25 protein-coding genes are annotated in these 24688 nt (G+C 49.6%); 8 read left to right on the forward strand and 17 right to left on the reverse strand.

Features of this window, described 5'->3' with window-relative positions; genetic code table 11:
* The first annotated feature begins 9 nt into the window (after nt 1–9).
* Entirely contained in the window at nt 10–624 is a 615-nt protein-coding gene (locus Q4491_RS00390; RefSeq protein ID WP_303453225.1) for a tRNA-uridine aminocarboxypropyltransferase, read from the forward strand.
* Here Q4491_RS00390 and Q4491_RS00395 read toward each other — a convergent pair.
* From Q4491_RS00395 to Q4491_RS00420, 6 genes are all read right to left on the reverse strand, one after another.
* The gene (locus Q4491_RS00395) at nt 621–1985 is read right to left on the reverse strand and encodes an anti-phage deoxyguanosine triphosphatase (protein ID WP_303453228.1); all 1365 of its coding nucleotides are present in this window, start codon (nt 1983–1985) and stop codon (nt 621–623) included. The two genes, Q4491_RS00390 and Q4491_RS00395, sit on opposite strands and share 4 nt — an antisense overlap.
* Nucleotides 1985–2569, reverse strand: coding sequence for a 5'-deoxynucleotidase (gene yfbR, locus Q4491_RS00400; protein WP_046218758.1), 585 nt, complete (start codon nt 2567–2569; stop codon nt 1985–1987). Before yfbR ends, Q4491_RS00395 begins: the two co-directional genes overlap by 1 nt.
* Before the next feature lie 142 nt (nt 2570–2711).
* The gene (locus Q4491_RS00405) at nt 2712–3926 is read right to left on the reverse strand and encodes a pyridoxal phosphate-dependent aminotransferase (RefSeq protein ID WP_192015108.1); all 1215 of its coding nucleotides are present in this window, start codon (nt 3924–3926) and stop codon (nt 2712–2714) included.
* Nucleotides 3927–4230: 304 nt separating this feature from the next.
* The gene (locus tag Q4491_RS00410) at nt 4231–6102 is read right to left on the reverse strand and encodes an MFS transporter (RefSeq protein WP_303453235.1); all 1872 of its coding nucleotides are present in this window, start codon (nt 6100–6102) and stop codon (nt 4231–4233) included.
* 14 nt (nt 6103–6116) lie between these two features.
* Nucleotides 6117–6713 (reverse strand): TetR/AcrR family transcriptional regulator, encoded by a 597-nt coding sequence (locus Q4491_RS00415; protein ID WP_161446525.1) that lies wholly within the window; start codon nt 6711–6713, stop codon nt 6117–6119.
* 166 nt (nt 6714–6879) lie between these two features.
* Entirely contained in the window at nt 6880–7287 is a 408-nt protein-coding gene (locus Q4491_RS00420) for a TM2 domain-containing protein (protein WP_027252841.1), read from the reverse strand.
* Nucleotides 7288–7573: 286 nt separating this feature from the next.
* On the opposite strand from Q4491_RS00420, the gene Q4491_RS00425 reads away from it, so the two are divergent.
* A complete protein-coding gene (locus tag Q4491_RS00425; protein WP_192015110.1) occupies nt 7574–8431 on the forward strand; it encodes a Tim44 domain-containing protein in 858 nt (285 codons plus the stop codon).
* Between the two features lie 174 nt (nt 8432–8605).
* Entirely contained in the window at nt 8606–8851 is a 246-nt protein-coding gene (locus tag Q4491_RS00430) for a TIGR02647 family protein (protein ID WP_192015111.1), read from the forward strand.
* On the opposite strand, the gene Q4491_RS00435 is transcribed toward Q4491_RS00430, so the two are convergent.
* The gene (locus Q4491_RS00435; RefSeq protein WP_027252838.1) at nt 8828–9094 is read right to left on the reverse strand and encodes a YkgJ family cysteine cluster protein; all 267 of its coding nucleotides are present in this window, start codon (nt 9092–9094) and stop codon (nt 8828–8830) included. The two genes, Q4491_RS00430 and Q4491_RS00435, sit on opposite strands and share 24 nt — an antisense overlap.
* A 299-nt stretch (nt 9095–9393) precedes the next feature.
* Here Q4491_RS00435 and Q4491_RS00440 point away from each other — a divergent pair, with 299 nt between their 5' ends.
* A complete protein-coding gene (locus tag Q4491_RS00440) occupies nt 9394–9828 on the forward strand; it encodes a YcgN family cysteine cluster protein (RefSeq protein WP_192015112.1) in 435 nt (144 codons plus the stop codon).
* 56 nt (nt 9829–9884) lie between these two features.
* Here the strand turns inward: Q4491_RS00440 and Q4491_RS00445 are convergent, their stop codons facing one another.
* From Q4491_RS00445 to Q4491_RS00455, 3 genes are all read right to left on the reverse strand, one after another.
* Nucleotides 9885–10352 carry an arsenate reductase ArsC gene (locus Q4491_RS00445; protein WP_303453252.1) on the reverse strand — a complete coding sequence of 156 codons (468 nt, stop codon included), beginning with the start codon at nt 10350–10352 and terminating at the stop codon, nt 9885–9887.
* Nucleotides 10353–10433: 81 nt separating this feature from the next.
* Nucleotides 10434–11393: a tRNA dihydrouridine(16) synthase DusC gene (gene dusC / locus Q4491_RS00450; RefSeq protein WP_218382875.1), complete on the reverse strand. Its 960-nt coding sequence runs from the start codon at nt 11391–11393 to the stop codon at nt 10434–10436.
* An 81-nt stretch (nt 11394–11474) separates the two neighbouring features.
* Complete coding sequence (locus tag Q4491_RS00455) at nt 11475–12176, reverse strand: NAD-dependent epimerase/dehydratase family protein (protein WP_192015115.1); 702 nt, start codon at nt 12174–12176, stop codon at nt 11475–11477.
* A gap of 134 nt (nt 12177–12310) precedes the next feature.
* Here Q4491_RS00455 and Q4491_RS00460 point away from each other — a divergent pair, with 134 nt between their 5' ends.
* Complete coding sequence (locus Q4491_RS00460) at nt 12311–12985, forward strand: YecA family protein (RefSeq protein ID WP_303453259.1); 675 nt, start codon at nt 12311–12313, stop codon at nt 12983–12985.
* Nucleotides 12986–13018: 33 nt separating this feature from the next.
* On the opposite strand, the gene dsbB is transcribed toward Q4491_RS00460, so the two are convergent.
* Together dsbB and nhaB are read right to left on the reverse strand one after the other, a co-directional pair.
* Nucleotides 13019–13540, reverse strand: coding sequence for a disulfide bond formation protein DsbB (gene dsbB, locus Q4491_RS00465; RefSeq protein ID WP_303453262.1), 522 nt, complete (start codon nt 13538–13540; stop codon nt 13019–13021).
* 112 nt (nt 13541–13652) lie between these two features.
* Nucleotides 13653–15242 (reverse strand): Na(+)/H(+) antiporter NhaB, encoded by a 1590-nt coding sequence (nhaB, locus tag Q4491_RS00470; RefSeq protein ID WP_192015118.1) that lies wholly within the window; start codon nt 15240–15242, stop codon nt 13653–13655.
* A gap of 445 nt (nt 15243–15687) precedes the next feature.
* On the opposite strand from nhaB, the gene fadR reads away from it, so the two are divergent.
* Nucleotides 15688–16539 carry a fatty acid metabolism transcriptional regulator FadR gene (gene fadR / locus Q4491_RS00475; RefSeq protein WP_192015119.1) on the forward strand — a complete coding sequence of 284 codons (852 nt, stop codon included), beginning with the start codon at nt 15688–15690 and terminating at the stop codon, nt 16537–16539.
* 71 nt (nt 16540–16610) lie between these two features.
* Here the strand turns inward: fadR and Q4491_RS00480 are convergent, their stop codons facing one another.
* The 3 genes from Q4491_RS00480 to Q4491_RS00490 form a co-directional block, all read right to left on the reverse strand.
* On the reverse strand, nt 16611–18143 hold the full coding sequence (locus tag Q4491_RS00480; protein ID WP_192015120.1) for a SpoVR family protein: 1533 nt from the start codon (nt 18141–18143) through the stop codon (nt 16611–16613).
* A 97-nt stretch (nt 18144–18240) separates the two neighbouring features.
* A complete protein-coding gene (locus tag Q4491_RS00485; protein WP_192015121.1) occupies nt 18241–19512 on the reverse strand; it encodes a YeaH/YhbH family protein in 1272 nt (423 codons plus the stop codon).
* Between the two features lie 30 nt (nt 19513–19542).
* Nucleotides 19543–21477 carry a PrkA family serine protein kinase gene (locus Q4491_RS00490; RefSeq protein WP_192015122.1) on the reverse strand — a complete coding sequence of 645 codons (1935 nt, stop codon included), beginning with the start codon at nt 21475–21477 and terminating at the stop codon, nt 19543–19545.
* 362 nt (nt 21478–21839) lie between these two features.
* Here Q4491_RS00490 and Q4491_RS00495 point away from each other — a divergent pair, with 362 nt between their 5' ends.
* Together Q4491_RS00495 and Q4491_RS00500 are read left to right on the forward strand one after the other, a co-directional pair.
* Nucleotides 21840–21974 (forward strand): hypothetical protein, encoded by a 135-nt coding sequence (locus Q4491_RS00495; protein ID WP_269093339.1) that lies wholly within the window; start codon nt 21840–21842, stop codon nt 21972–21974.
* A 53-nt stretch (nt 21975–22027) separates the two neighbouring features.
* Nucleotides 22028–22408, forward strand: coding sequence for a VOC family protein (locus Q4491_RS00500; protein WP_027252827.1), 381 nt, complete (start codon nt 22028–22030; stop codon nt 22406–22408).
* Nucleotides 22409–22463: 55 nt separating this feature from the next.
* Here the strand turns inward: Q4491_RS00500 and Q4491_RS00505 are convergent, their stop codons facing one another.
* Nucleotides 22464–23336: a D-hexose-6-phosphate mutarotase gene (locus tag Q4491_RS00505; protein WP_303453275.1), complete on the reverse strand. Its 873-nt coding sequence runs from the start codon at nt 23334–23336 to the stop codon at nt 22464–22466.
* Nucleotides 23337–23457: 121 nt separating this feature from the next.
* Nucleotides 23458–24453 (reverse strand): type I glyceraldehyde-3-phosphate dehydrogenase, encoded by a 996-nt coding sequence (gene gap, locus Q4491_RS00510; protein WP_027252825.1) that lies wholly within the window; start codon nt 24451–24453, stop codon nt 23458–23460.
* Nucleotides 24454–24688: the final 235 nt, after the last annotated feature.

The raw sequence follows: 24688 nt of genomic DNA on the forward strand, positions 1-24688 counted from the left end.
GGCACCTCAATGAGCCGATACTGTGAAGATTGCGGTAAAGCAGGCAATGCCTGCATTTGCCAGTGGATTGAAAAAATTGATGCTAGAACTGAACTCTGGATATTGCAACACCCGTCTGAAGTCAGCCGGCCGCTCGGTACGGCACGTATTCTGACCTTATCGCTGCCAAACGCGCGCTTATGGGTAGGTGAAGATTTCAGCCGGCATGAGGAAATTAATAGCCTGCTGGCTGACCCTGATCGCCATGCTGCGGTGCTCTATCCGGATGAGCAGGCTGTGCCGCTTTCCCGTCGGGCTGCATCAAATTCGCTTCCTCTGACGACATTAATACTCTTGGATGGTACATGGAAGAAGGCGTATAAAATGTGGCGCTTGTCAGCTAACCTGCAAGCCTTGCCGTGCGTGTGCCTTGATGATGTACCCGCGGGGAATTACCGGATTCGAAAATCACCCAAACAATCAGGATTATCAACCGTTGAAGCGGCCTTTCACGCCCTGAATCAGCTTGAAGGCGAAAGCCGGCGTTTTTTGCCATTAGTGACTGCGTTTGAAAAGATGATTGATTATCAGATCAGCCAGATGCCGCCCGGACTGTTCGAACGGCATTATGGCAAGCAGCCTTAAACAATAGGCCCTATTTTCCATTCACTGGCAGGTTGAAACAGGTTGCTATAAAGACGTTGGGCGAACCCGTCTGTCATCCCGGCAATATAGTCAGCAATGATCCGCTGTTCATTTTCACTATGATGGATGGCTGTGCGCCAGCGGTCGCGTGTACTGGCCGGCAGCAACCGCTCGGGATCAGAGGTGAAAGCCTCGAACATTTCCATGATGATCTGCTGCCCTTTGTACTCAAGCAGCTGAATTTCCGGTTTATGGACCACGTACTCGCTGACAAATTGCTTCAGTACTGTCAGGGCGCTTTCCATGGGGGCCGACAGGTAGGCGTTCCATTTTAGCAGTGGTTCGCTGAATGCAGGGGCATTTTCGGCGGTTGTCGGGCCAATCTCAATCGCTGTGATAAGGGCATTCACCAAAGCACCAATGGCATCTTTGCGCTGATGGTGATCGGCAAACAACTGCTGACTCAGCCATTCCGTCCGAGAAGCCAGCCAGGGTTCCCCACAGTGCAGTAACTGGCTGGCCGCGGCCTCTTCCCATTGTTTCTGTGTCACTATGCCCATGACGATGGCATCTTCCAAATCGTGCACGCCATACGCAATGTCGTCGGCAAGCTCCATGATGGAGCAGTCCAGAGACTTAAAGCGTGTTTTGAGGTGCTGAGTGGGGGAGTGCCGTTCGCTGCGCATCATACCGAACAGTTCTCTGTCGTGCTCAGGCAGGCCAGACAGCACCCACTCAAAGGTCTCCTTGTCGTCGCGGTAAATGCCTTTGGCCGGCTGCCAGTCTTTGGCACGCAAATGCCGGAAGTCACTGACTTCAGGGGGTTGCTCTGTGGCTCTTGTATCGCGGATAAAAGCCGGGTATTTCAGCAGCCCGAGCAAAGTGCGGCGTGATAAATTCATACCAAACTTTTCGGTATAGGGCTCAAGTAATGTGACAATTCTGAAAGTCTGCGCATTGCCTTCAAAGCCACCATGATCACGCATCATATAATTGAGCGCTACCTCACCACCATGGCCAAACGGCGGATGCCCGATGTCATGCGCCAGACACAGGCTTTCCATCAGGCTGTTTGAGGGCAAGAGCGAGCGAAATTCGGGCTGCTTGATTTTCAGCTGAGCCACGATGCCGGTGCCGATTTGGGAAGCTTCCAGCGAGTGGGTCAGCCGGGTGCGGTAAAAGTCGTGGTGACCGGCGCCATGGACCTGAGTTTTGGCCTGTAAGCGGCGAAAGGCCGCAGAGTGAAGAATTCTGGCGCGATCACGCTGATAGGCAGTACGGTGATCATCGCGTCTTTCCTTGTGCTCCTGACTCTTTCTTGCTTGCCACAGAGCGGTGCTTGGGTCACTGGGTAAAGGCATTAACTGATCTCATCCAAAGTTAGGTTGAAACTGGTGGCGAAGGTTTTCAGGAAATAGCTCATTTCCTGTGTCTTTCGCTCTTCCAGCGTTTCTTCGAGACGTTTCTTGGCCTGTGTGAATTCGTGATTGCCGGCACTGAGCTCTTCCAGACATTTCAGGTAAGCACACAAGGTATCGGCCTGCTTGACTATGTGGTAGTCCTGCTGGTCGATGGCATCACTGACCAGCAAAGGGGCGTAGTCGGCCTGAAACTCATCGGGGAGCATAGAAAGCAGCCTTTGCTCGGCGGCCAGTTCAATCTTTTTGTACTCTTCTGCAATAGTCGGGTTGAAGTATTTGATCGGTGTTGGCATGTCGCCTGTCAGCACTTCACTGGCATCATGAAACATGGCCAGCAGGGCGATACGTTCAGGGTTTAGCTGCCCACCGAAGTGGCGGTTTTTGATCAATGCCAGAGCGTGGGCGACAAAAGCCACCTGAAGGCTGTGTTCTGAGACATTCTCAGTTGCCACGCAGCGCATAAGCGGCCAGCGCTGAATCAGTTTCATACGAGCGAGATGAGCAAAAAAATGGCTGGTTTTCATGATGTTTCCACATTGATCAGACTGCTATTTAAACCTAACAGATTTTTTGCAGCCTAGGAAACAACAAAAGCCCCGAGAACCGGGGCTTTGCGATACATACTGAAGGGTTTATTGCCAATAACCAGTTATTGGCGGTAACCAGTTATTGGCGGTAACCGTGAAGAAATCGCTCCAAACGACCGATGGCCATTTCCAGGTCATCAACCCTGGGTAATGTCACTATGCGGAAGTGATCCGGCTTTTTCCAGTTAAAACCTGTGCCGTGGACTATCAGTACTTTCTCTTGCTGCAGGAAGTCCAGTGCCATTTTCTGATCATCGACAATGTTGAACTTCTTCTGATCCAGTTTAGGGAATAAGTACAAGGCACCTTTAGGTTTCACGCATGACACGCCGGGAATTTGCGTAATCATGTCGTAGGCCTTGTTTCTTTGCTCTAGCAAGCGACCACCAGGCAGGATAAGCTCGTTAATGCTCTGGTAGCCACCTAAAGCTGTCTGTACTGCATGCTGCATCGGCACGTTGGCACACAGACGCATTGAGGCCAGCATATCCAGGCCTTCGATGTAGCGTTTGGCAACGTGGCGTGGCCCTGAGAGCAACATCCAGCCAGCGCGGAAGCCACAGACACGGTAAGACTTAGACAAACCATTGAAGGTGACACAGAACACGTCTTCTGCCAGTGGTGCGATAGAAGTGTGCTGGGCGCCGTCATAGAGAATTTTGTCGTAAATTTCGTCGGCAAAGATAATCAGTTTGTGCTGACGGGCGATTTCAATCACTTCCAGCAAAAAGTCACGGCTGTAGACAGCACCGGTTGGGTTGTTCGGGTTGATCAACACAATCCCGCGCGTTTTCGGGGTGATTTTACTGCGAATGTCGTCAAGGTCCGGATACCAGTCCGATTCTTCATCACAGATATAGTGCACAGGATTGCCGCCAGACAAGGATATGGCCGCAGTCCACAGCGGGTAATCGGGTGCAGGAACCAGAATTTCATCCGTGTTATCCAGCAGTGCCTGCATCGCCATGACGATCAGTTCGGATACGCCATTGCCGATATATACGTCTTCGACATCTAAATCCAGCAGGCCGCGTCTCTGGTAATGCTGAACGACGGCTTTACGTGCCGAGTAAATGCCTTTTGAATCGCAGTAACCCTGTGAGGTTGGCAGATTGCGGATCACGTCCACCAGGATTTCATCCGGAGCATCAAAACCGAATGGGGCGGGGTTGCCAATGTTGAGCTTAAGAATTTTGTGGCCTTCTTCTTCCATGCGCTTGGCATGTTTAAGAACGGGACCCCTTATGTCATAACAAACATTGTTGAGCTTGGTAGACATCCCGATGTTGTGCATGTGGTCATCCTGCGAAAAAGTGAACATTTCCCACAAATTACACTAAATGCCACCTTTTGATAAAGGGTTTGCAGGAAAAAATTATGTGAAGGGGCGTAATTTTAATGTTTATCAGAATAATAAACTAAAAGAGTGAAAAGTGGTCTGTGAGGTGTGAGGCCGATGATATCTCGGCTTCACTGGATAATGGCTGGTTTTAATGATTGTTATTGATTTATATGTTGGTGGATTATTCTGTATAAATTTTTAAGGCAGGATAAAAACGGAAAGCGCAAAACCACGCACTTTCCGTTTTGTCAGTGTATTAGCGAGATTCGCCTCGCAGCGCAATAACGGTCTCACGTAAAGCCGCGCTATTGGCTGATTGCGCATTCACCGGGGTCCCGGCGACAATAGTCACACGCGACCAGAAACGTTTCGGCCACTTCAGCAAGGCTTTACCGCCTTCACGGCTGAAGTAACTGCCCCACAAACCTTGCAGTGCCATCGGAATGACAGGCGCAGGGGAGCGTTTCAGGATGAGATCCACACCCCGCATGAAAGGCCCGACTTCTCCATCATGGGTGAGCTTTCCTTCAGGGAAGATACACACTAATTCGCCTTGAGACAGATAGTATTCCACTTCCTCAAAAGCTTTTTGAATAGATCGCCTGTCTTTTGCGGCAATAGGAATGACTTTACAGGCGCTGCAGAAGGCTTTAATGAGTGGCAGTTTGAATATGTCCTCATCCATGATAAAGCGTATCGGGCGAGGGCAGGCACCGGCCAGCAGCAAGGCATCCATATAGCTGACATGGTTGCAGACAATTAATGCACCGCCCTGCTTCGGAATGTTCTCCAACTGCTGGTGGCTTACCCGGTACAAGGTGTGGCTGACAATCCAAATGATAAATCGCCAGAAAAAATCGGGCGCCTGCAGGTAGATATACCCCAGCACCAGCAGATTGAGAACCGCCAGGAAGAGGAAGAACTGCGGTATCGACAAAGACAGTACTGACAGGAAAACGATCGCTGTCACTGAGCTGACGACCATGAAAATGGCATTCCAGATATTGTTCGCCGCAATCACCTGCGCCCGCTCCGACGGCTCGGCGCGGTTTTGCATCATGGCATACAGTGGCACGATATAGATACCGCCAGACACACCCAGCATGGTCAGTGAGAAGAACACCCGAATCAGATCCGGTTGGGTCAGAAAGGCCCACAGTGAGTCTGACACTGGCGCTATATCAGGGGTCGCGAACATCAGGTCTGCACCAAACAGGGTGATGCCGAGTGAGCCCAGCGGAACGATGCCCGGCTCGATACGATGGCCAGACAGGCGGTCGCACAGCAGTGAGCCGATAGCGATACCGATGGAAAACAAGGTCAGCAATACTGAAACCGAAGCGGCATTACCGCCAAGGTATAACTTGGCGAAGTTGGGAAACTGGGTCAGATAACTTGCCCCCAGAAACCAGAACCAGCTGATCCCCAGCACGCACTGCAACACCACTTTATCTTTTGCTGCAATAGACAGCGTTTTGCGGGTTTGTCTGATCGGCTGCCAGCGAAACCGCTGACCTGCACCGCAGGGCTTGGCTGCAGGGATATAACGCGAACTGGCATAGCCTAAGACAGCGAACGATACCACAGCCACTGCCGCTATGGTTCTCGCTGCTTGCTGATCGGCAATGATCCCCGCAAGCAGGGTACCGATCAGTATGGCCAGGAATGTCCCTGTCTCAACCAACGCATTGCCGGAAACCAGTTCTTCCTTTTTCAGGTGCTGAGGCAACAAGGCATACTTGGCCGGGCCAAAGAAAGCCGATTGCGAGCCCATCAGGAACAACAGCAGCAGTAAGGCGGTATAATTTTCTGCCACAAAAGCCACAGCCGCCATAGCCATAATGATGATTTCAGCCATTTTCACTTTTCGCATGATGCTGGCTTTGTCATAGGAATCAGCCAGAACACCGGCAGACGCCGAGAACAAAAAGAAAGGCAAAATAAAGATACCGGCGGCCAGGTTGATAATGAAATCGGACTCAAATGGCAAAGTGCCCGGCGCTGAAAAAGCGATCAGAATTAGCAGAACATTTTTATAAATGTTGTCGTTAAACGCACCCAGCGCCTGGGTAATGAAATAAGGGAGAAAACGGCGTTGGGTCAGTAAAGCGGATTGTGAATGACTCATCTGGCTGGACTCCTTCATACCTGCCAATTGTTCAGGTAAGTGTCCAGCAGGTTGTCGATCAGCGCTTTTCCGTCAACGGGCGTTGAGGTGAAGAGCTTATCGTCAACGGTCAGCAGGGTAATGCCATGCACGCCAGCCCATAAGACACGGCTGGCTTCCATCACCGCGGTTTCGGATTGGTCGGGGATGAGCTGGCGGATAAGGCTTTCCAGCATGTTGATCATGTTGTTGATGCGTTCATTCTGCCACTCAGGCAGTTCCTCGCCATTCATGGTGTGCTGGAAAATCAGCTGCCAGCGGTAAGGATTATCCACCGCAAAATTGAGATAGCAGTAGGCAAGTTTGCGCAGTGCGTCTGTTGTAGACTCTGACTGCTGCAACTGCTTTTCAGCCTCAGCAAACAGTTCATCCATGGTTTGGGCAACAGCATGGAGTAACAGCAGGTTATAGTTGCCAAACACATTGACTAAGGTGCTGGGCACATAGCCAATCATTGCGGCCACTTTACGTAAACTGAGTTCGTGATGGGGGTGCTCGCTGAGAAACTTTTTGACTTGCTCAAGTGTCATGCTGATGAGCTCTTCCCGCGTGTGATCGTTTCGTCTTGCCATGATCTTCCCTACATGGTGCGCTAAGCACAAATAAAAGGCCGGACAGTTTGCTGGCTGCCTTATAGCACAGACTGCGTGTGCTATAAAAAGTATAGAATATAGAACAATGTTCAATATTCTATGGGCAACAAAACTTCCGGGTCAAGAATGTCTCTATTTACCTGTATTAACGGCGTTCGGCATTTTTGACCGAAACCTGCTCATTCAGGGTCCAGAAATCAATCAAAACACCAATCAGGAAAAAGCCAAACGTCAGTAAATACAAGAGTCCGCTTATCCATTTTCCCATGTACATACGGTGCACGCCGAAGACACCCAGAAAGGTAAGCAGCAACCAGGCAATGTTATAGTCCAGTTCGCCACTTTGGAAACGAAGATCCGCTTCTTTGTCCATGCCGGGGATCAGGAACAGATCGATCAGCCAGCCAATGCCCAACAGACCCAGAGTGAAGAACCACAGTGTGCCGGTCACAGGTTTGCCGTAATAAAAGCGGTGGGCACCGGTAAAGCCAAAAATCCAAAGCAAATAACCTATCAGTTTACTGTGTGTGTTCTGATGCGTCGCTTCATGCATGGTGATTGCCTCACTGTATGCGAATTGAGATAAGTAGGTCTTGCCTAATACTAGGTGGGATGTACACAAAGTAACAAGCCATTTCATTAGCTTAGCCGTAGAAGATCGCATTGTTGACTATGAAGTGATGTCAGCTTGTTGTTGAAAAGTGTAATGGTTTACAGGGAGCATATTCGGCGATCCTGCTAAATTTGGTAACAATTTGGCCGACAGACCTGATTGACTTTACCATCCCCCCAGCTAGGATGCATAAGGATTGCATTTTATAGGCAAAGGTAAAGGATTGATGAAACGCTATATAACCATGTTCGCGTTACTGGTGGCTGTGTCTTTCACTGCTCCGCACGCAGAAGCGAAAAAGTTTGGCGGCAGTAAATCTTTGGGCAAGAGCTTTAAAACAGCTCCGGCGCAAAAACAGCAACCGCAGCAAACAGATACGATCAGTAAACAGAACCCAACGGCATCAGCCGGCAAAAAAGGCTTGATGGGCGGACTGCTGGGCGGATTACTTGCCGGTGGACTGCTGGCAGCATTCTTCGGTGGGGCATTTGAAGGTATTCAGTTTATGGATATCCTGATTTTTGGCCTGATCGCTTTTCTGATTTTCAAGTTCCTCAAAGGCATGCGCAAAACCAAGCCGACGGCAATGGGGCATCAGCAGGCGTATGCCGGTGACTCACCCCAGGCACAGCACCGTCAGCAAGCGGATGCATTTACCGGTGCGGCGAGTGCACAGCCTGAGTATCGCGCAACCGATAGTGATGTGCCGTTCAATCTGCCTCCTGGCTTTGACATGAATGCTTTTTTGCAAGGTGCTCGTGAGCATTACCGCACACTGCAAGGCGCCTGGAATTACAATGAGCTGGAAACCATCCGTGAGTATGTCAGCCCGGCACTGTTTGAAGACTTAAAAGCAGAGCGTAACAAGCTGGATGGCGAGCAGCACACTGAAGTGATGTACGTTGATGCAGAGCTGGTTCGTGCTGATTACAATGCCAATACCGCTCATCTGAGCGTGAAGTTTGCAGGGCGCTACAAAGATAGCCATGAAGGGGTAGAAGAAGATATCTCTGATATCTGGCATTTGGAGCGTGATCTGAGCGCACCGAATGCACCTTGGCTGATTGTCGGTATTCAAGCCTGACAGACTGGGTATAAAGACCCTTAGAAACTCAGCGTTTCATAAACCGCTTATCCCGGAGAGGGGTAAGCGGTTTTCTTTTTTTTCAGATAATTACTGTTGTTTTGATCTAAACCGCAGCGACTTTGGGTTTCTCTCACTATGCTTGGAGATAAGTTCTTAAGAGGAGAGGTCGCTATGCCCCTGACACCAGAGTTAGTACAAGAATTGAATCTGCTGGTTAAGTTCCCGATGCACAGTGATATGGAGGGGATCAAGGTTAATCATGACGCGAGTTCTGAGATGATCTCTGCCGCACAGCGTTTGTATGATAAAGGGCTCGTCACTCAACCCGATGGCGGCTATCTGACCAGCTCGGGCCATCAGGCATTAGAGCATGCCAAATCAGCCTTGCGAATATTATCCGGCAAAGTGAACGTCTGAGATCTGCTCCAGCTCTGTCAGGTTGAACAGCGCTTGCTGATTGGTGGTGCCGCAGAGATCCGGACAGGGTTTGAAGTGATGACATACTGCCGGTCTTTCCGGCTTGCCAAAAAGCTTGCACAGATTATTGTCGTTTAGCTGAATACAGCGCACCCCGGCAGGTTTGCCATCAGGCATACCCGGAATGGGGGAAGAAATACTCGGGGCAATACAACAGGCTCCGCAGCCTAAACGACAATCCATTCCAACCTTCTATACTTATCTGGCAGTCTTATTCAACAGTGACACTTCGTGAACACAGTCGTGAACATGTTCGTGGACACGTTCGTGATTCCGGCCAGTATCACTGGCCGTTCACGCTGGTGGCGCAAATTATCACCCATAGTATCGGGAATCAACCTTTGCGGCTGTTGTGTGCCTGCCAAAGAAAGGAAATCCGGACTGAGGCTTGCACTTTGCCGGGCAGACAGCTATAACACCGCCTTGTTTCCTCTTATCCCTACAATAAGAGGGCGAATAACGCATGATATTGGGGCACAGTGATGGCAGCATTTTGGCAAGAGAAAGACCTGACAGCAATGACAGATACAGAGTGGGAATCGCTGTGTGACGGTTGCGGTAAGTGCTGTCTGCATAAACTTATCGACGATGATACCGATGAAGTTTATTACACTAATGTTGCCTGCAGTCTACTTGATGACCAAACCTGTTCATGTAAAGACTATGCCAACCGGTTTGAATCGGGCGAAGAGTGCCTCAAGCTTACCCGCGAGCGCATTGATGAGTTCAGCTGGTTGCCGGACACCTGCGCCTATCGCCTGCTGGCCGAAGGTCAGCCCTTGCCGGAATGGCACCCGTTAATTACCGGCTCCAAAGACGCCATGCATGCGGCAAATCAGTCGGTCCGCGATACAGTCGTGTACGAAATTGATGTTATCGACTGGGAGGACCACATTTTAAATCACCCGAATCGCTAGTGTCCGTTGCCCGCAGTCTGACGCCGACTAAGCTGGATGAAATGACATTCGACGCGCTACAAGGCGGTTTGGCTGAGCTTTGTCTTTATCTCTTCCGCACTGAGACTGTCTATCGCTAGTGTGCTCAGTGTATCGACGTGATGTTTCAGCAGCAGTGCGGTTTGTTCACAGGCCTTTTCCTGCTCATCCGGGTCTTGGCTGAGCGTCAAGGGATTGGGTAAATCCCAGCTCACCCGTATGCCGTCTGCCAGCCAGTTCGGACAAGGTTCGCCATGCTGGCTATCGCCGACAGAAATCACAATATCAGGATGGAACCGTGAAAACTCTTCCCAGGACTTGCTTCGGTAATCAGCCGGATTCAGGCCCATTGCGCTGAGGTAAGTTTGTATGAATGCAGGCAACTCACCTTTTGGGTCAGAGCCTGCACTGGCGATGTGAAAATGAGCCGGTAAAAAACGTTTAGCGACAGCTTCCGCAAGGATACTTCGGCAAGTATTGTGACGGCTGATAAACAACACTTTCATTCTAAGTCCCACTTATTCAAGGCTCTCCATGTTTCAAGCCTAAGTGTTGTTTATGACGTTTTTGTGTCAGTTGCGCTGCAACTAGCAGGCTTGCCGTAACAATTGCGTTTTTGCAGATTGCAGCACTTCGACAATAGGAGCGGCCTTATTATGGCGGCGGACATCAGCAAACAGAGCTTTGGCTTGCGGGTATTCGTGGCGAAGGTAAGCAAACCACTGTTTGACACGGTTTGGGTAATACAAGCCTTTATCCCCTTTGATTTCGTAACCGGAATATTTCAGCAGCAGATCCAGCACCGTCTCCCATACCATGTGGGGGTGATTATATTTGACTACATTGCCCAGGTTAGGCAGGTTGAGCGCGCCGCGACACACCATCAGAGCATCGGCTTGCGTGGCTTTCATACACTCTTGCCCGTCGGCATGGTTCCAGACTTCACCGTTCGCTACGATTGAAAGCTGTGCTGTCTGTTTTACCTGACGTATGTAATCCCATTTTATCGCCTCGGCTTTATAGCCATCGGTTTTGGTGCGGGCATGAATGGTGATTTCATCCGCTTTGGCCTGCGAAACCGCATCGGTGATCTCAAAGCAGTGACCCGGATCATCCCAGCCTAAACGGACTTTGGCCGAGACTGGCACCCGCGGGTCAACCGCATCACGGACGGCTTTGACGATCTGATACATCAGCTCGGGTTCTTGCAGTAATACCGCACCTCCCCGGCTTTTATTGACTGACTTTGCCGGGCAGCCAAAGTTGATATCGATACCGGGAGAGCCCAGCGAAGCCGCAAGATGGGCGTTTTCGGCCATCCAGTCCGGATCTTGTCCGAGTAACTGAACACGAACAGGTGTGCCTGACAGGGTTTTTCCACCTTGCAGTAACTCCGGGCACAGACGATAGAAGACACTTTTGGGCAGGCGCTGGTCGATCACGCGGACAAACTCAGTCACGCACAGATCGTAGTCATTGATTTCAGTGAGCATTTCCCGCATCAGGTGGTCAAGCACACCTTCCATCGGGCCAAGTATCAGTCTCATAGCCTCAGATTACTGCTGTTCAGTTAAGAGGCGAGATTGTAGTGTGGTTAAGCTGGCTTGTCACCTTTTGCTCAGTATCTGTCAGGCTTGAGGGCGCTGAGTATCTGCAGCCTGTCGTCTTAGCGCATTGCCGCTGTGAATTTCCGCAGAGGTGGGTGGTAGCTCTAACGCCTTGATTGCCAGATTCAGCATGGTGAGGGCAAGGTCTTCGGCCGGAATGGGGACAAGGTGCGAAAGCGGGCCGATAAGCAAAGGCTGCGCGAGTTCCAAGCCCTTTTGCAACAGCACTTCATCTTGCCGTGATTCTGAGCGCTCACCGCTCAGCGGCCCCGGACGTACGAAGATGCAATGGCTGAAGCCCAAGTCACTCAGTGCCTGCTCCATTTTCGCTTTGCAACGCAGATAGAAGGAAGGGGAGTAGGGCGTGGCACCCAGGCTGGAGATGACAACAAGGTGCTGTACGCCCAGCTGTAACATACTGCGCGCCACCGACTTGACCAGCTCTACATCTACGGCTTCAAGCCCGGCTTTGCTGCCGGCAGACTTTTTGGTGGTGCCCAGGCAAATAAAGCCAAGCTCAGGGACGGGATCGGTATCTTCCCATTCTGTGATACGTAATTCAGGATGCACTATCTGCACCAGGTTTTTACTGCGGTAGGGCAATGCGACACGGGTCAGGGCGTATACCTTTTCCATGGTGCCGTTACCGAGCAGCAGGTGCAGAAGCTCGTTGCCCACCAGGCCGGTAGCTCCTGCAATAATAGCGCTGACCTCTCTTTGCATCTTTGTTACCCACAGCTGTTAGCGTTAAGGCCATTTTGGCGTTGTTTTGAATGAAATTTCAACAACAAATCGTCACATTTGCGGCCTTTTCCGTTTGAGTTATACTCGCCGGTAATAACAAACAGGAAAACACCATGACCACATTGATCACGCTCTCTGATGACTGGGCAGGCATGCCGCCGGCCTTTATTGAAGGCGCTTTACTTGCTGCAAATGCAAGCCCTGCTGCAAATGCAAGCCCTGCTGCAATGGAGCCTGATAACTGGCTGCCCGCGCTGGTTAACGGTGGCCTGGCAGAAGATGAGCCAGTGACCATCAGTCAGCAAGACAGAGCCAGCATACTGGCCCATTTTGAGCACCAATACCTGGCCATAAAATCCGGCGAGTACAGTCTTCCTTTGGATATGCAGTGGCAGGAAGCGCAGGGGGTATCAGAGGCCATGGGGCATTTCGCCGAAGGCTTTCTGGCCGTTTGGCCGCATGTGGCAGTGCACTGGGAAAATAAAACCATTTCCGATGGCACCGGCAGAATGCTGTCGGCCTTGTTGACGACCTGTATGCTGATTCTTGATGAGGCTGGTACGCTGACTCAAATGGCAGATGACGGCGTCGGCGGTATGCCAGAACCCAGTGCATTGTATGCCAATCTGCCTTTTATGCTTTCTGAGGTGGTAATGGCTGCTGATGAGTTACAGCAAGGGGGCAGCTCTGCGCAGTCAATCAACCCATATAAAGGGGTTGGCCGCAACGACTCTTGTCCGTGCGGCAGCGGGAAAAAGTTTAAGCAGTGTTGTGGCCGAAAGCAGTGACGGAACACAGGAGGCATAGTGCCTCCTGTGTTGTCAGTATCGGCTTGAGGTTGATTTAACAAACTGAGCTAGCACGATGACAGCCCAGACAATCAGGTTAGCCGCGAAAATGATGACCAGCCATTGCGGCATGGATTGTCCCAGAAATTGCCATACCACTTTACTGCAATCACCGTAAGCTTCGAATAACCAGGGTACCCATTGATTCAGTGGTGCCCAGGCAGGCAGTTTTACGAACAGATCACAGGTAGCAAATGGGGAGGGGTTAAACTGATAGCCGACATGTTCTTGTGCCAGAGACAGACCACGCCAGGCGCTGTATCCCCATAACGCCAGTCCGGACCAGCGAACAACACTCACCTCAGGCGCGATCAGGCCAACCAGAGCTGCAATACCAATCCCAAACATCGCAATGCGCTCATAGATACACATGACGCAGGGCGCCAGATTCATCGCGTGCTGGAAAAACAGGGCGCAGCCTTCGAAGAAGACGGCGAAAACTAACAACAGTAGCCACGACAGACGGCGTTGGCTGAAGGTTTTTAACATCTGCATGAAATTCTCTCGGTCAGATATAGCGAAGGGGCTGTAAACGCAAAAGTCGACAACCCCTTGTTACTCAGTGTTTTGCTTAAGCTATGACAACCTAGAGAACCAGAAATTCCCGTTAGTGTCCAGTTACCGGTGCCAATTGTGGAATGGCTTCACTGGCGGCGGACAACCAACCGTTTTGATAGAACCACTCCGTCATAGGGAGCAGCGTCAGCTCAATACCTGCGAGACCAACCAGAGACAAGACCAGTGTATATGGCAGTGCCATATAGACCATGCGTCCGTATGACAGTCGGATCAACGGTGCCAATGCCGATGTCAGTGCAAACAGGAAAGCAGCCTGACCGTTTGGCGTCGCGACCGATGGCAGGTTGGTGCCTGTGTTGATGGCTACGGCCAGCATGTCGAAGCGTTCGCGGTCAATCATGCCGTCGATCAGCGCTGATTTCACTTCATTGATATAGACAGTGCCGACAAAAACGTTATCCGACACCATGGATAACAGCCCGTTGGCAATGTAGAACATCCCCATTTGCGCACTGCCATCCATTTCCAGTACGGCAGTAATAATAGGGCTGAACAGTTTTTGCTCAATGATCACTGCCACGACTGAAAAGAAAACGGCCAGCAGAGCGGTGAATGGCAGAGCTTCTTCAAAGGCTTTACCCAAAGAGTGCTCTTCAATGATACCGGTAAACGCAGTAGCCAGGATGATCACGGTCAGACCAATCAAGCCGACAGCAGCCAAATGCAGGGCCAGACCGGCAATCAGCCAGACGGCTATGATGACTTGAATCCAGAGTTTAGCGATATCCAGATTGGTACGACGCTTACGTTCTTCGTTATCGTAGTCGATCAGAATGTTGCGTACGTTTTCAGGAAGCTTGGCGCCGTAGCCGCACAAACCAAACTTTTCGACCAGAGCACAAGTGATGAGGCCGCAAAAGAAAACCGGCACGGTTACAGGCGCCATACGCAGGAAGAATTCGCCAAACTGCCAGCCCGCCTGATTGGCAATGATCAGGTTTTGCGGTTCACCGACCATGGTCATGACACCACCCAGAGCGGTACCCACACCAGCATGCATCAACAGGCTACGCAGGAAGGCCCGGTAGTTTTCCAGATCATCGCGGCTCAGTTCTTGAATGGCATGGTCGGAAGTGTGGTCGTGAGACGCATGTGGCTCCTGACCGGAGGCGACTTTATGGTAGATGCTGTAGAAACCTGTGGTCACACTGATCACAACGGCAATCACAGTCAGGGCATCCAAAAATGCCGACAGGAAGGCTGCCATGACACAGAAAGACAGTGACAGCAGAATTTTTGAGCGGATGCCTATCAATATCTTAGTGAAAATGAACAGCAGCAACTGCTTCATAAAGTAAATGCCCGCCACCATGAAGATAAGCAGCAGCAAGACTTCAATATTGGCGACCAGTTCATGTTTGACCAGTTCAGGTGTCGTCATGCCGATGGCGACAGCCTCAATGGCCAGCAGACCACCAGGCTGGAGCGGGTAGCATTTCAGTGCCATTGCCAGAGTGAAGATAAACTCAACAACCAGTAGCCAGCCAGCGACAAAAGGGTCGATGAAGAAAAAAACGATGGGGTTGATCACCAAGAAGGCAATGATCGTGAGTTTATACCAGTCGGGCGCTTTACCCAGAAAGTTCTTAATAAACGCGTTCCCTAGCGTGATAGCCATTTTTTTGATCTCTGTGTTATTTATGGGCGTTAACAAAACAGCAGGCGTACCTCAGCCCTGGCCCAGAATGTTTCCGAGTCATTGAAAGCCCTGATATTTTGATGACAAATCGCTTCCTTTCCGGGGAATTGTCATTGCTGACTCCCCTTATTTACGGGTCGCAATTTTAACCGATTGTATGAATTGTTTGTTAAGGTGTTAATATTTCGTAACACAAAAATAGAGTGTAAATCCAAACCATGGACTACGACTTAGAGATTGTACCAGAAATGGTTAGAAATAAATCTGCCAGAACAATAAGTTGAGATGAGGGTTTGATTGCAGGATATTGCACCTTTGTTAACTTACTTCAAAACTCCCGGAGGCAAGGTTTCTACTCAGCGATAACTAGTGGTATGATGAGTTTATAAAAGATAAGCAAGAAGCAAGTTTGGAATACTAACTGATGGTTATAAAGGCTGATAGCCCAGCAACATTTGCTGAGAAATACATCATTGAGAGTATCTGGAATAATCATTTTCCGCAGGGTTCAATCTTACCTGCAGAGCGTGAATTATCAGAGCTGATTGGTGTGACACGTACAACTTTACGGGAAGTGCTGCAGCGTTTGGCACGTGATGGATGGCTGACCATTCAACACGGTAAGCCAACCCGGGTAAATAATTATATGGATACTTCAGGACTGAGTATCCTGGATACCCTTATTACACTGGATGGCCAGGATGTTCAGCGCGTTCTGGAAGATTTGCTGGCTGCCCGTACCGATATCAGCACCGTTTACATGCGCTATGCGGTGAAATCTAACAGCGAAAAAGTCAGCCAGTTGCTGGATTATGTTATCCATTCCTGCGAATCTCTACTGGCTGCGAGCAGCTTCGAGTCTTTCGTGGAAAGCTGTGAGGTAAAGCCTGAGCTGCTGCTGGAAGTCAGAAAAATTGTGGATAAATATGGTAAGGAACAGCCGGAGCTGTGTGAGCAGATTTGCCGTGCCCGCGCCTTCAATTATTTTGATTACCGCATGTTTCAGGGAATGGCTACCCACTCAGGTAACATCCTGTATGTTCTGACAATCAACGGTCTGCGTAAGATTTACACCCGAGTGGGTGGGTATTACTTCATGAACCGTGAAGCGTGTGAGCTGGCGTTGGCATATTATCGTGATCTGAAGTCATATTGTGATAATCATCAGTCAGAGCTGGTAGCAGATCGTATTCGAAAATACGGTCGCGACAGCGGAGCTATCTGGTACAGTCACCGTATCGAAATTGCACGCTATCTGCACGAAGAAGAGCAGTAATCTGCTGCTTATCACCGTGTGAATGAAAAAGAGAGGCGTAATGCCTCTCTTTTTTTGCGCAAGATTTTAATTCAGAGCTCTGAAGAGTAACTGCTGCTTCTGTTAGGGCAGGTCGACAGAATATGACTTCTGCCATCGCTCAACTCTTCTTCGAGAATGACATCAAATCCCCACAGACGGTGAAGGTGTTTCAGCACCTCGTTATAGCTGTCTGACAAAGGTATCCGGTTATGCGGCACGTACCTTAGTGTGAGCGACCTGTCGCCACGTAATGCCACGTTCCATACTTGTAAGTTCGGTTCGTTGTTACTCAGATTGTACTGTGACGACAGTTTTTCCCGAATAGCTCTGTACCCTTCTTCATTGTGAATAGCATTGACTTCCACATAGTTGTTTCTGTCATCGTCATCAACGGCAAAGAATTTAAAATCACGGATCAGTTTGGGTGATAAAAACTGGCTGATGAAACTCTCGTCCTTAAAGTTCTCCATTGCAAAATGCACAGTATCCAGCCAGTCTTTACCGGCAAAGTCAGGAAACCAGTACTTATCTTCCTCGGTAGGATGTTCACAGATCCGGCGTATGTCCTGGAACATGGCAAACCCGAGGGCATAGGGGTTGATGCCGCTATAGTACGGACTGTTGTAGGTTGGCTGCGCAACTACATTGGTGTGGCTGTGCAGGAACTCAAGCATAAAGCGATCAGTTACCAGCCCTTCATCATAGAGGTGGTTCAGAATGGTGTAGTGCCAGAACGTCGCCCAGCCTTCATTCATGACCTGGGTCTGTTTCTGAGGATAAAAATATTGGCTGATCTTGCGCACAATCCGCACGATTTCTCTCTGCCAGGGCTCAAGAAGCGGGGCATGTTTTTCAATGAAGTACAGAATGTTCTCCTGTGGATCAGCAGGAAAACGGATTTCTTCATTATGGAGATCCTTTTCCGCTTGCGCCGGAATAGTGCGCCACAGAGCATTTACTTGCGTTTGCAGGTAGTCTTCCCGTGCTTTCTGACGGGCGGTTTCTTCAACCAGCGAGATTTTTTGCGGGCGCTTGTAACGATCAACGCCGTAGTTCATCAGTGCATGACAGGAGTCGAGCAGTTTTTCAACCTCCACATCACCGTATTTTTCCTCACATTCAGAGATGTATTTCTTAGCAAACAGCAGGTAATCAATAATTGAGCTGGCATCCGTCCAGGTTTTGAACAGGTAGTTGCCTTTAAAGAATGAATTATGGCCATAGCTGGCATGGGCCATGACCAGGGCCTGCATGGTGATAGTATTCTCTTCCATCAGGTAGGCGATACAGGGATCTGAGTTGATCACTATTTCATACGCCAGCCCCATCTGACCATGCTTGTAACCACGCTCCGTTTCAATAAAGCGCTTTCCGAATGACCAGTGATTGTAGTTAATCGGCATGCCGATGCTGGAATAGGCATCCATCATTTGTTCGGCAGTAATGATCTCGATCTGGTTAGGGTAGGCGTCTAACCGGTAATGGTTGGCCACCCGCTTGATTTCCATGTGGTATTGATCAAGCAGTTCAAATGTCCAGTCCGGACCATCACTGAGTGCCTTTTGTTTGATCTCTGTTTCCATAACCCACTCCCCTGATGCGCGTCGGCCAATAATCAGCGCTGTCCCTTAAGTGTAGATTGCAGATGGGCGAGTTTTTAAGTCGCCCTGCACCTTAGGATTAATGGACTTGTTTTTTGAACAGTTCTCGGAATACCGGGAAGATGTCTTCTACGCTGCGAATGTTCTGCATGGCAAAATTTTCATGATTGCCTAACAGGGACTCATATTCACGCCACAGTGTTTGATGAGCCCGACGGGTGATCTCAATGTATGAGTAATAACGCGAAACCGGCAGAATATGCTTGTCGAGCAACTCACGGCAGCCAGGGGAATCATCCGCCCAGTTGTCGCCATCTGAAGCCTGCGCGGCATAGATGTTCCATTCTGAAGGGGAGTACCGCTTCTTAATGATTTCATCCATCAGCCGCAATGCGCTGGATACTATGGTGCCCCCGGTTTCCTGGGAATAGAAAAACTCGTGTTCGTCTACTTCTTTAGCCTGTGTATGGTGGCGGATAAAAACCACCTCCACATTTTTGTAGGTTCGTGTCAGGAACAGGTAAAGCAGGATATAGAAGCGTTTCGCCATATCCTTGGTCGCCTGATCCATGGAACCTGATACGTCCATCAGACAGAACATCACTGCCTGACTACTGGGCATGGGGCGACGTTCGTAGTTTTTGTATCTCAGGTCAAAGGTATCGATAAAAGGCACTTTGCTGATGCGATCACGCAGTGTCTGTATTTCTTCTTTCACACGTTGTTCATCAAACGGCTGTGCCGGTTCTGTGCTTTGTAATCTGTCGAGTTCAAGTTCCAGCTCTCGTAACTGGCGACGTTTTGCTGCCGTCATTGCGGTACGACGGGCAAGTGAATTCCGCAGGGATCTGACAATAGCAATATTGGCCGGTACCCCGGTAGATTTAAACCCTGAGCGGAAGGTTTTCCACTCAACAAGTTTGTTGAACTGATTTTTCTTCAGATTAGGGAGTTCGAGATCTTCAAACAACAGATCCAGATACTCGTCTTTAGAGATTTGAAAGACAAAGTCATCCTGTCCCTCGCCATCAGGGCTGGCCTGACCTTCGCCGGCCCCACCGGAACCGGCTCCCCCCTGGGGCCGCTCAATGCGGTCACCAGGGCTGAACTGATCGTTACCAGGGTGGACGATTTCTCGCTGCCCACCTCGTCCCTGATGGAACGAGGGTTCACGTATGTCGCGGGAAGGGATAGTAATGCTCTCTCCGCTTTCCACGTCAGTGATGGAGCGTTTATTGACGGCATCAGCAATAGAATCTTTGATCTGTTGCTTGTGCCGGCGTAAAAAACGCTGCCGGTTCACTGTGCTCTTATTTTTGCCGTTGAGCCTGCGGTCGATAAAGTGCGCCATAAGCTCTCCCCCTTGATCATCATCCATCAATTACGATGATTTACGTACGCGCAGATACCATTCAGACAACAGACGTACTTGCTTGCGGGTATAGCCTTTTTCCATCATACGGGCGACAAAATCGTCGTGCTTCTTCTGCTCCTCCGTAGAGGTTTTGGCATTGAACGAGATGACAGGCAGCAACTCTTCGGTATTTGAGAACATTTTCTTCTCAATAACCGTGCGCAGTTTCTCGTAGCTGGTCCAGTTCGGATTCTTACCGGCATTGCTGGCACGTGCACGCAACACAAAGTTGACGATCTCGTTACGGAAGTCTTTCGGATTACTGATACCGGCAGGCTTCTCGATTTTTTCAAGCTCGTTGTTCAATGCAGCGCGGTCGAACAGCTGACCTGTTTCCGGATCGCGGTATTCCTGATCCTGAATCCAGAAGTCCGCATAACTGACATAACGGTCGAAAATGTTCTGGCCGTACTCAGAATAGGACTCCAGATAAGCGGTCTGAATTTCCTTGCCGATGAATTCGACATATTTGGGAATCAGGTAGCCTTTCAGGTGCTCCAGGTATTTCTCGGCATTTTCCTGCGGGAACTGTTCACGCTCAATCTGTTGTTCCAGAACATAGAACAGGTGAACCGGGTTCGCGGCGACTTCAGAGTGATCGAAGTTGAACACCCGAGACAGGATTTTGAACGCGAAGCGGGTCGACAGACCGGCCATGCCTTCATCCACACCGGCGTAATCGCGGTATTCCTGATAAGACTTGGCTTTTGGATCCGTGTCTTTGAGGGTTTCACCGTCATACACCCGCATTTTTGAGTACATGCTTGAGTTCTCCGGCTCTTTCAGGCGCGACAGCACTGAGAAGCGGGCCAGGATATCCAGCGTACTCGGAGAACATGGCGAGTTAGCCAGTTCACTGTTCATCAGCAGTTTTTCGTAAATCTTGATTTCTTCCGACACACGCAGACAATAAGGCACTTTCACTATGTAAACACGATCGAGAAACGCCTCATTATTTTTGTTGTTCCGGAATGTCTGCCATTCTGATTCGTTGGAGTGAGCCAGAATAATGCCATCGAAAGGCAGGGCGGACAGACCTTCTGTACCGTTATAGTTACCTTCCTGGGTGGCGGTCAGCAGTGGGTGCAGCACTTTCAGCGGTGCTTTGAACATCTCCACGAATTCCATCATGCCCTGATTGGCTTTACACAGCGCACCTGAGTAGCTGTAGGCATCCGGGTCATCCTGGGCAAAATGCTCAAGCTGACGGATATCCACTTTACCGACCAAAGATGAAATATCCTGATTGTTCTCATCACCAGGCTCTGTTTTCGCGATACCTACCTGATGCAGAATGGATGGACGCACTTTCACCACTTTGAATTTGGTGATATCTCCACCGAATTCTTTCAAGCGTTTCGCTGCCCATGGCGACATAATGTTATTCAGATAGCGATGAGGGATGCCAAATTCTTTGTTCAGAATTTCGCCGTCTTCAAGCGGGTCGAACAGGCAGAATGGGTGGTCATTTACCGGACTGCGTTCACCATTAGCAGTCAGCACATAAATGGGCACTTTTTGCATCAGACTTTTTAACTTTTCAGCCAGTGAGGATTTACCGCCACCTACCGGACCCAGCAGATAGAGGATTTGTTTACGTTCTTCCAGGCCCTGAGCGGCATGTTTCAGGTAAGAAACAATTTGTTCAATGGCCTCTTCCATACCATAGAAGTCTTCAAACGTTGGATAGCGTGACATGACGCGGTTGGAAAATATCCGGCTCAGACGTGGGTCTTTCGCGGTATCTACCATTTCCGGTTCACCAATGGCCATCAGAAGACGTTCTGCGGCGTTTACGTAAGCACTGCGATCGTTACGGCAAATCTCAAGGAATTCTTGCAATGAAAGCTCTTCATCCTTGGCTTCTTCATAGCGATGACGATAGTGGTCAAAAATACTCATGGTATGCCCCCTGAATCGTTCTTCAATCATTTAGAAAGGACGAAATCAATAATCTTTCACATCCCTCATAACTAAGACTAGACCTAACTAATTAATTTGCTTTAGTGAGTGGTTGGTTTTGCTGAAAAATTTAGCTGACACATCAGACTATAGTGGGCAAAAAACAACCTACCATAGAGGTACTATCCTCCTATCAACAGGGATCTGCAAGCCATCTTGTTCAAAAAAACGCCACTTCACCTGGGCCGAGATCCAGCCTGAAGTCGCATTATTTCAGGAAAGTGAGTTGAAGCGGGCAAACGGTAGGAACTGGTGCGAAATCTGGTTTCGGCTGTGCGGGTTGGCGTTAAATGATGCGGGTAATGGGAAAGTCAGCGGAAGATGGTTTTTTAGGGGGAGGCACCGAAGGCAGCCAGCTATCTGCGATGTCTCAGCATTGGGAAACCGGCTCAGAGGCGGAGTACGCCATCAAACTGCTTGCTTATTTTTTGAGCTAAATCAACAGCTCTGATTTAAGCTAGAAAAGTGTAGCTTGAGGGGGAGGAGATACATGCCGATTTCGCGGGTTGATACTGTGTCGATTCCTGTATCGGACCAAAGCCAGGCTCTTTTATTTTACCGGGATGCACTGGGATTTGAGTTGATCAGGGATCACAAGGCAGATAGCCATAAACGTTGGATACAGCTGGCACCTAAGGGCGCAGAGACGACCATTAGTCTGGTTATGCCATTTGGGGGAATGCGGGCAGGTTCTGTTCAGGGGTTGGTGGTGCATACTGATGATATCACCTCGACATACGATGAGCTCACCAACCGGGGGGTCAGTCTGTCAGAAATTGTGACCTTAATGGGAGGGCGTTTCGCGACTTTCAATGATCCGGATGGTAACGGCTGGGTGCTGATTGAAGCGGATATTACCATGCAGGCCTGAGATCAGAGGTTGAAGTCAGGGGTAAAGCAGGCTCAGGTTTTCCTGAGCCTGGCAGTTACTCGACGCAGATTTCTGTACTGAGATTGTGCGATTGCCCGGGTTCCAGCACAATACCCTGACCCGCCAGTGCTGATTCCACACACAGCATAGTGGTGTAACCATCAGGTGTCATGTCAGCCATGCCTGCTGCACCGGACTGCCATGGGTTCCAGACCACGGCGCTGTCATGACCATGGTTATGCATGCGAAGACGGCGAAACAGGGCAGGATCTTCCAGATAAATCGTGTCCTCAGCCCGGCAGTAAACTCTGTCGACGGCGTCATCGAATTGTAAAACACCATTGGTCGGAAGCCGTTGCTGATTGGCCAGACCGTCGAGGTATTCATTACCCAATCCGGACAATTTCGTTTGCATTATGTCTCCAACGGCCAGATAGGTATGAAGCGCGCCGGACATAAGCCACGGACGTTGGTCGGTATTGGTGCTGGTCAGTTGGACTTTGAGGGTTTTATCGAACTCAAAGTGGAGCCGGTTGTGGAAGCGGTAGGGCCATATAGCCCGGGACTTGGGGGAGTCATGCAGCGTGAGCGTGACAGTGACATGGCTTTGCTGATCGTTGAAACTTTCCAGCTCCCACACACTGGAACGCGCAAAACCGTGCGATGGACTGGCCACTTTACCGAACCATGGCCAGCAAACTGGAATGCCGCCACGAAGAGCTGACTTACCCGAGAAGTCGGCGGCTTCACTCATCCAGATCAGATCTTCGTGTCCTTGAGGCTGGAAACTTAAGAGATGACCACCAAATAATGAGATAGCTGCCTGGCATTCAGGGTGAAGAATTCGAATGATATCCACACCATCAAGACGGCACAGGCTGATATGTTCTGAAAGCACTGTTGAAGTCGGGAGTTGACGTAAGTCCATAGTGATTCCTTTAAAAGCCAATGAAGGTAGCGGGCGACACTTCTGCCCGTCGAGACTCTATCCGGGATGACAGATAGCAAAAAGGCGGCCATCAGCCGCCTTTTCAATCATCGTCTAAGTATTACTTAGAGATGTGAGCAACCAGATCCAGTACTTTATTAGAGTAACCGATCTCGTTGTCATACCAGGAAACAACCTTAACGAAAGTATCGGTCAGAGCGATACCTGCGTCAGCGTCGAATACAGAAGTACGTACTTCACCGATGAAATCCTGAGAAACAACGGCATCTTCTGTGTAACCCAGTACGCCAGACATCTCAGCTTCAGAAGCACGCTTCATTTCAGCTTTAATTTCTTCGTATGTAGCAGGTTTTTCCAGGTTTACAGTCAGGTCAACAACAGAAACGTCTGCTGTTGGAACGCGGAATGCCATACCAGTCAGTTTGCCGTTCAGCTCAGGAATGACTTTACCTACAGCTTTAGCCGCACCAGTTGAAGATGGGATGATGTTCTGAGAAGCACCACGGCCACCGCGCCAGTCTTTCGCAGAAGGACCGTCAACAGTTTTCTGAGTAGCAGTTGTTGCGTGAACAGTCGTCATCAGACCGTCTTTGATGCCCCACTTGTCGTTCAGAACCTTAGCGATAGGTGCCAGACAGTTAGTAGTACAAGACGCGTTAGAAACGATTTCCTGACCCTGGTAAGTTTCGTGGTTCACACCCATTACGAACATAGGAGTGTCGTCTTTAGACGGACCAGTCAGAACCACTTTCTTTGCACCCGCTTCGATGTGCTTACGTGCAGTCTCGTCAGTCAGGAAGATACCCGTTGCTTCTGCAACAACATCAACACCGATTGCACCCCAGTTCAGGCTTGCTGGATCGCGTTCGGCGGTAACACGTACAGTCTTGCCGTTAACGATCAGGTTACCGTCTTTAACTTCAACTGTGCCTTTGAAACGGCCGTGAGTTGAATCGTACTTCAGCATGTAAGCCATGTACTCGACGTCGATCAGGTCGTTGATACCGACAACTTCAATATCATCACGTTCTACAGAAGCACGGAAAACGAAACGACCGATGCGGCCAAAACCGTTAATACCTACTTTGATAGTCATTATGTTGCTCCACAACTTAATTTCTAATGAAAGATAACTGGTAGTAAAATTACATAATCTAACGCTGGTCTGCAAGCAAAAACAGACCTAAAATTGTCTTTAATCAAAAAAGTTTCGGATTTTTATTACAATCCTGGCCGAAAGATGAATGGTTCACCTATAAATGCTGGCAAAGTAATCAACGATGTAGCTCAGTTTTAATTCAGTACCCGAAATACAGGGGAATATGCTTAAA

Source organism: Photobacterium sp. 2_MG-2023 (assembly GCF_030547675.1).
Taxonomy (GTDB): domain Bacteria; phylum Pseudomonadota; class Gammaproteobacteria; order Enterobacterales; family Vibrionaceae; genus Photobacterium; species Photobacterium arenosum.

What these genes read in the sequence shown, in the direction of transcription:
- Q4491_RS00500 (WP_027252827.1), top strand. Translation starts at nt 22,028, where the DNA reads ATGCCGATTTCGCGGGTTGATACTGTGTCGATTCCTGTATCGGACCAA.
- Q4491_RS00455 (WP_192015115.1), bottom strand. Translation starts at nt 12,176, where the DNA reads ATGCAAAGAGAGGTCAGCGCTATTATTGCAGGAGCTACCGGCCTGGTG.
- Q4491_RS00395 (WP_303453228.1), bottom strand. Translation starts at nt 1,985, where the DNA reads ATGCCTTTACCCAGTGACCCAAGCACCGCTCTGTGGCAAGCAAGAAAG.
- Q4491_RS00430 (WP_192015111.1), top strand. Translation starts at nt 8,606, where the DNA reads ATGCCCCTGACACCAGAGTTAGTACAAGAATTGAATCTGCTGGTTAAG.
- Q4491_RS00415 (WP_161446525.1), bottom strand. Translation starts at nt 6,713, where the DNA reads ATGGCAAGACGAAACGATCACACGCGGGAAGAGCTCATCAGCATGACA.
- Q4491_RS00435 (WP_027252838.1), bottom strand. Translation starts at nt 9,094, where the DNA reads ATGGATTGTCGTTTAGGCTGCGGAGCCTGTTGTATTGCCCCGAGTATT.
- fadR (WP_192015119.1), top strand. Translation starts at nt 15,688, where the DNA reads ATGGTTATAAAGGCTGATAGCCCAGCAACATTTGCTGAGAAATACATC.
- Q4491_RS00480 (WP_192015120.1), bottom strand. Translation starts at nt 18,143, where the DNA reads ATGGAAACAGAGATCAAACAAAAGGCACTCAGTGATGGTCCGGACTGG.
- gap (WP_027252825.1), bottom strand. Translation starts at nt 24,453, where the DNA reads ATGACTATCAAAGTAGGTATTAACGGTTTTGGCCGCATCGGTCGTTTC.
- Q4491_RS00420 (WP_027252841.1), bottom strand. Translation starts at nt 7,287, where the DNA reads ATGCATGAAGCGACGCATCAGAACACACACAGTAAACTGATAGGTTAT.
- Q4491_RS00460 (WP_303453259.1), top strand. Translation starts at nt 12,311, where the DNA reads ATGACCACATTGATCACGCTCTCTGATGACTGGGCAGGCATGCCGCCG.
- Q4491_RS00425 (WP_192015110.1), top strand. Translation starts at nt 7,574, where the DNA reads ATGAAACGCTATATAACCATGTTCGCGTTACTGGTGGCTGTGTCTTTC.
- yfbR (WP_046218758.1), bottom strand. Translation starts at nt 2,569, where the DNA reads ATGAAAACCAGCCATTTTTTTGCTCATCTCGCTCGTATGAAACTGATT.
- nhaB (WP_192015118.1), bottom strand. Translation starts at nt 15,242, where the DNA reads ATGGCTATCACGCTAGGGAACGCGTTTATTAAGAACTTTCTGGGTAAA.
- Q4491_RS00405 (WP_192015108.1), bottom strand. Translation starts at nt 3,926, where the DNA reads ATGCACAACATCGGGATGTCTACCAAGCTCAACAATGTTTGTTATGAC.
- Q4491_RS00445 (WP_303453252.1), bottom strand. Translation starts at nt 10,352, where the DNA reads ATGAAAGTGTTGTTTATCAGCCGTCACAATACTTGCCGAAGTATCCTT.
- Q4491_RS00440 (WP_192015112.1), top strand. Translation starts at nt 9,394, where the DNA reads ATGGCAGCATTTTGGCAAGAGAAAGACCTGACAGCAATGACAGATACA.
- Q4491_RS00495 (WP_269093339.1), top strand. Translation starts at nt 21,840, where the DNA reads ATGGGAAAGTCAGCGGAAGATGGTTTTTTAGGGGGAGGCACCGAAGGC.
- Q4491_RS00505 (WP_303453275.1), bottom strand. Translation starts at nt 23,336, where the DNA reads ATGGACTTACGTCAACTCCCGACTTCAACAGTGCTTTCAGAACATATC.
- Q4491_RS00485 (WP_192015121.1), bottom strand. Translation starts at nt 19,512, where the DNA reads ATGGCGCACTTTATCGACCGCAGGCTCAACGGCAAAAATAAGAGCACA.
- Q4491_RS00410 (WP_303453235.1), bottom strand. Translation starts at nt 6,102, where the DNA reads ATGAGTCATTCACAATCCGCTTTACTGACCCAACGCCGTTTTCTCCCT.
- dsbB (WP_303453262.1), bottom strand. Translation starts at nt 13,540, where the DNA reads ATGCAGATGTTAAAAACCTTCAGCCAACGCCGTCTGTCGTGGCTACTG.
- Q4491_RS00390 (WP_303453225.1), top strand. Translation starts at nt 10, where the DNA reads ATGAGCCGATACTGTGAAGATTGCGGTAAAGCAGGCAATGCCTGCATT.
- Q4491_RS00490 (WP_192015122.1), bottom strand. Translation starts at nt 21,477, where the DNA reads ATGAGTATTTTTGACCACTATCGTCATCGCTATGAAGAAGCCAAGGAT.
- dusC (WP_218382875.1), bottom strand. Translation starts at nt 11,393, where the DNA reads ATGAGACTGATACTTGGCCCGATGGAAGGTGTGCTTGACCACCTGATG.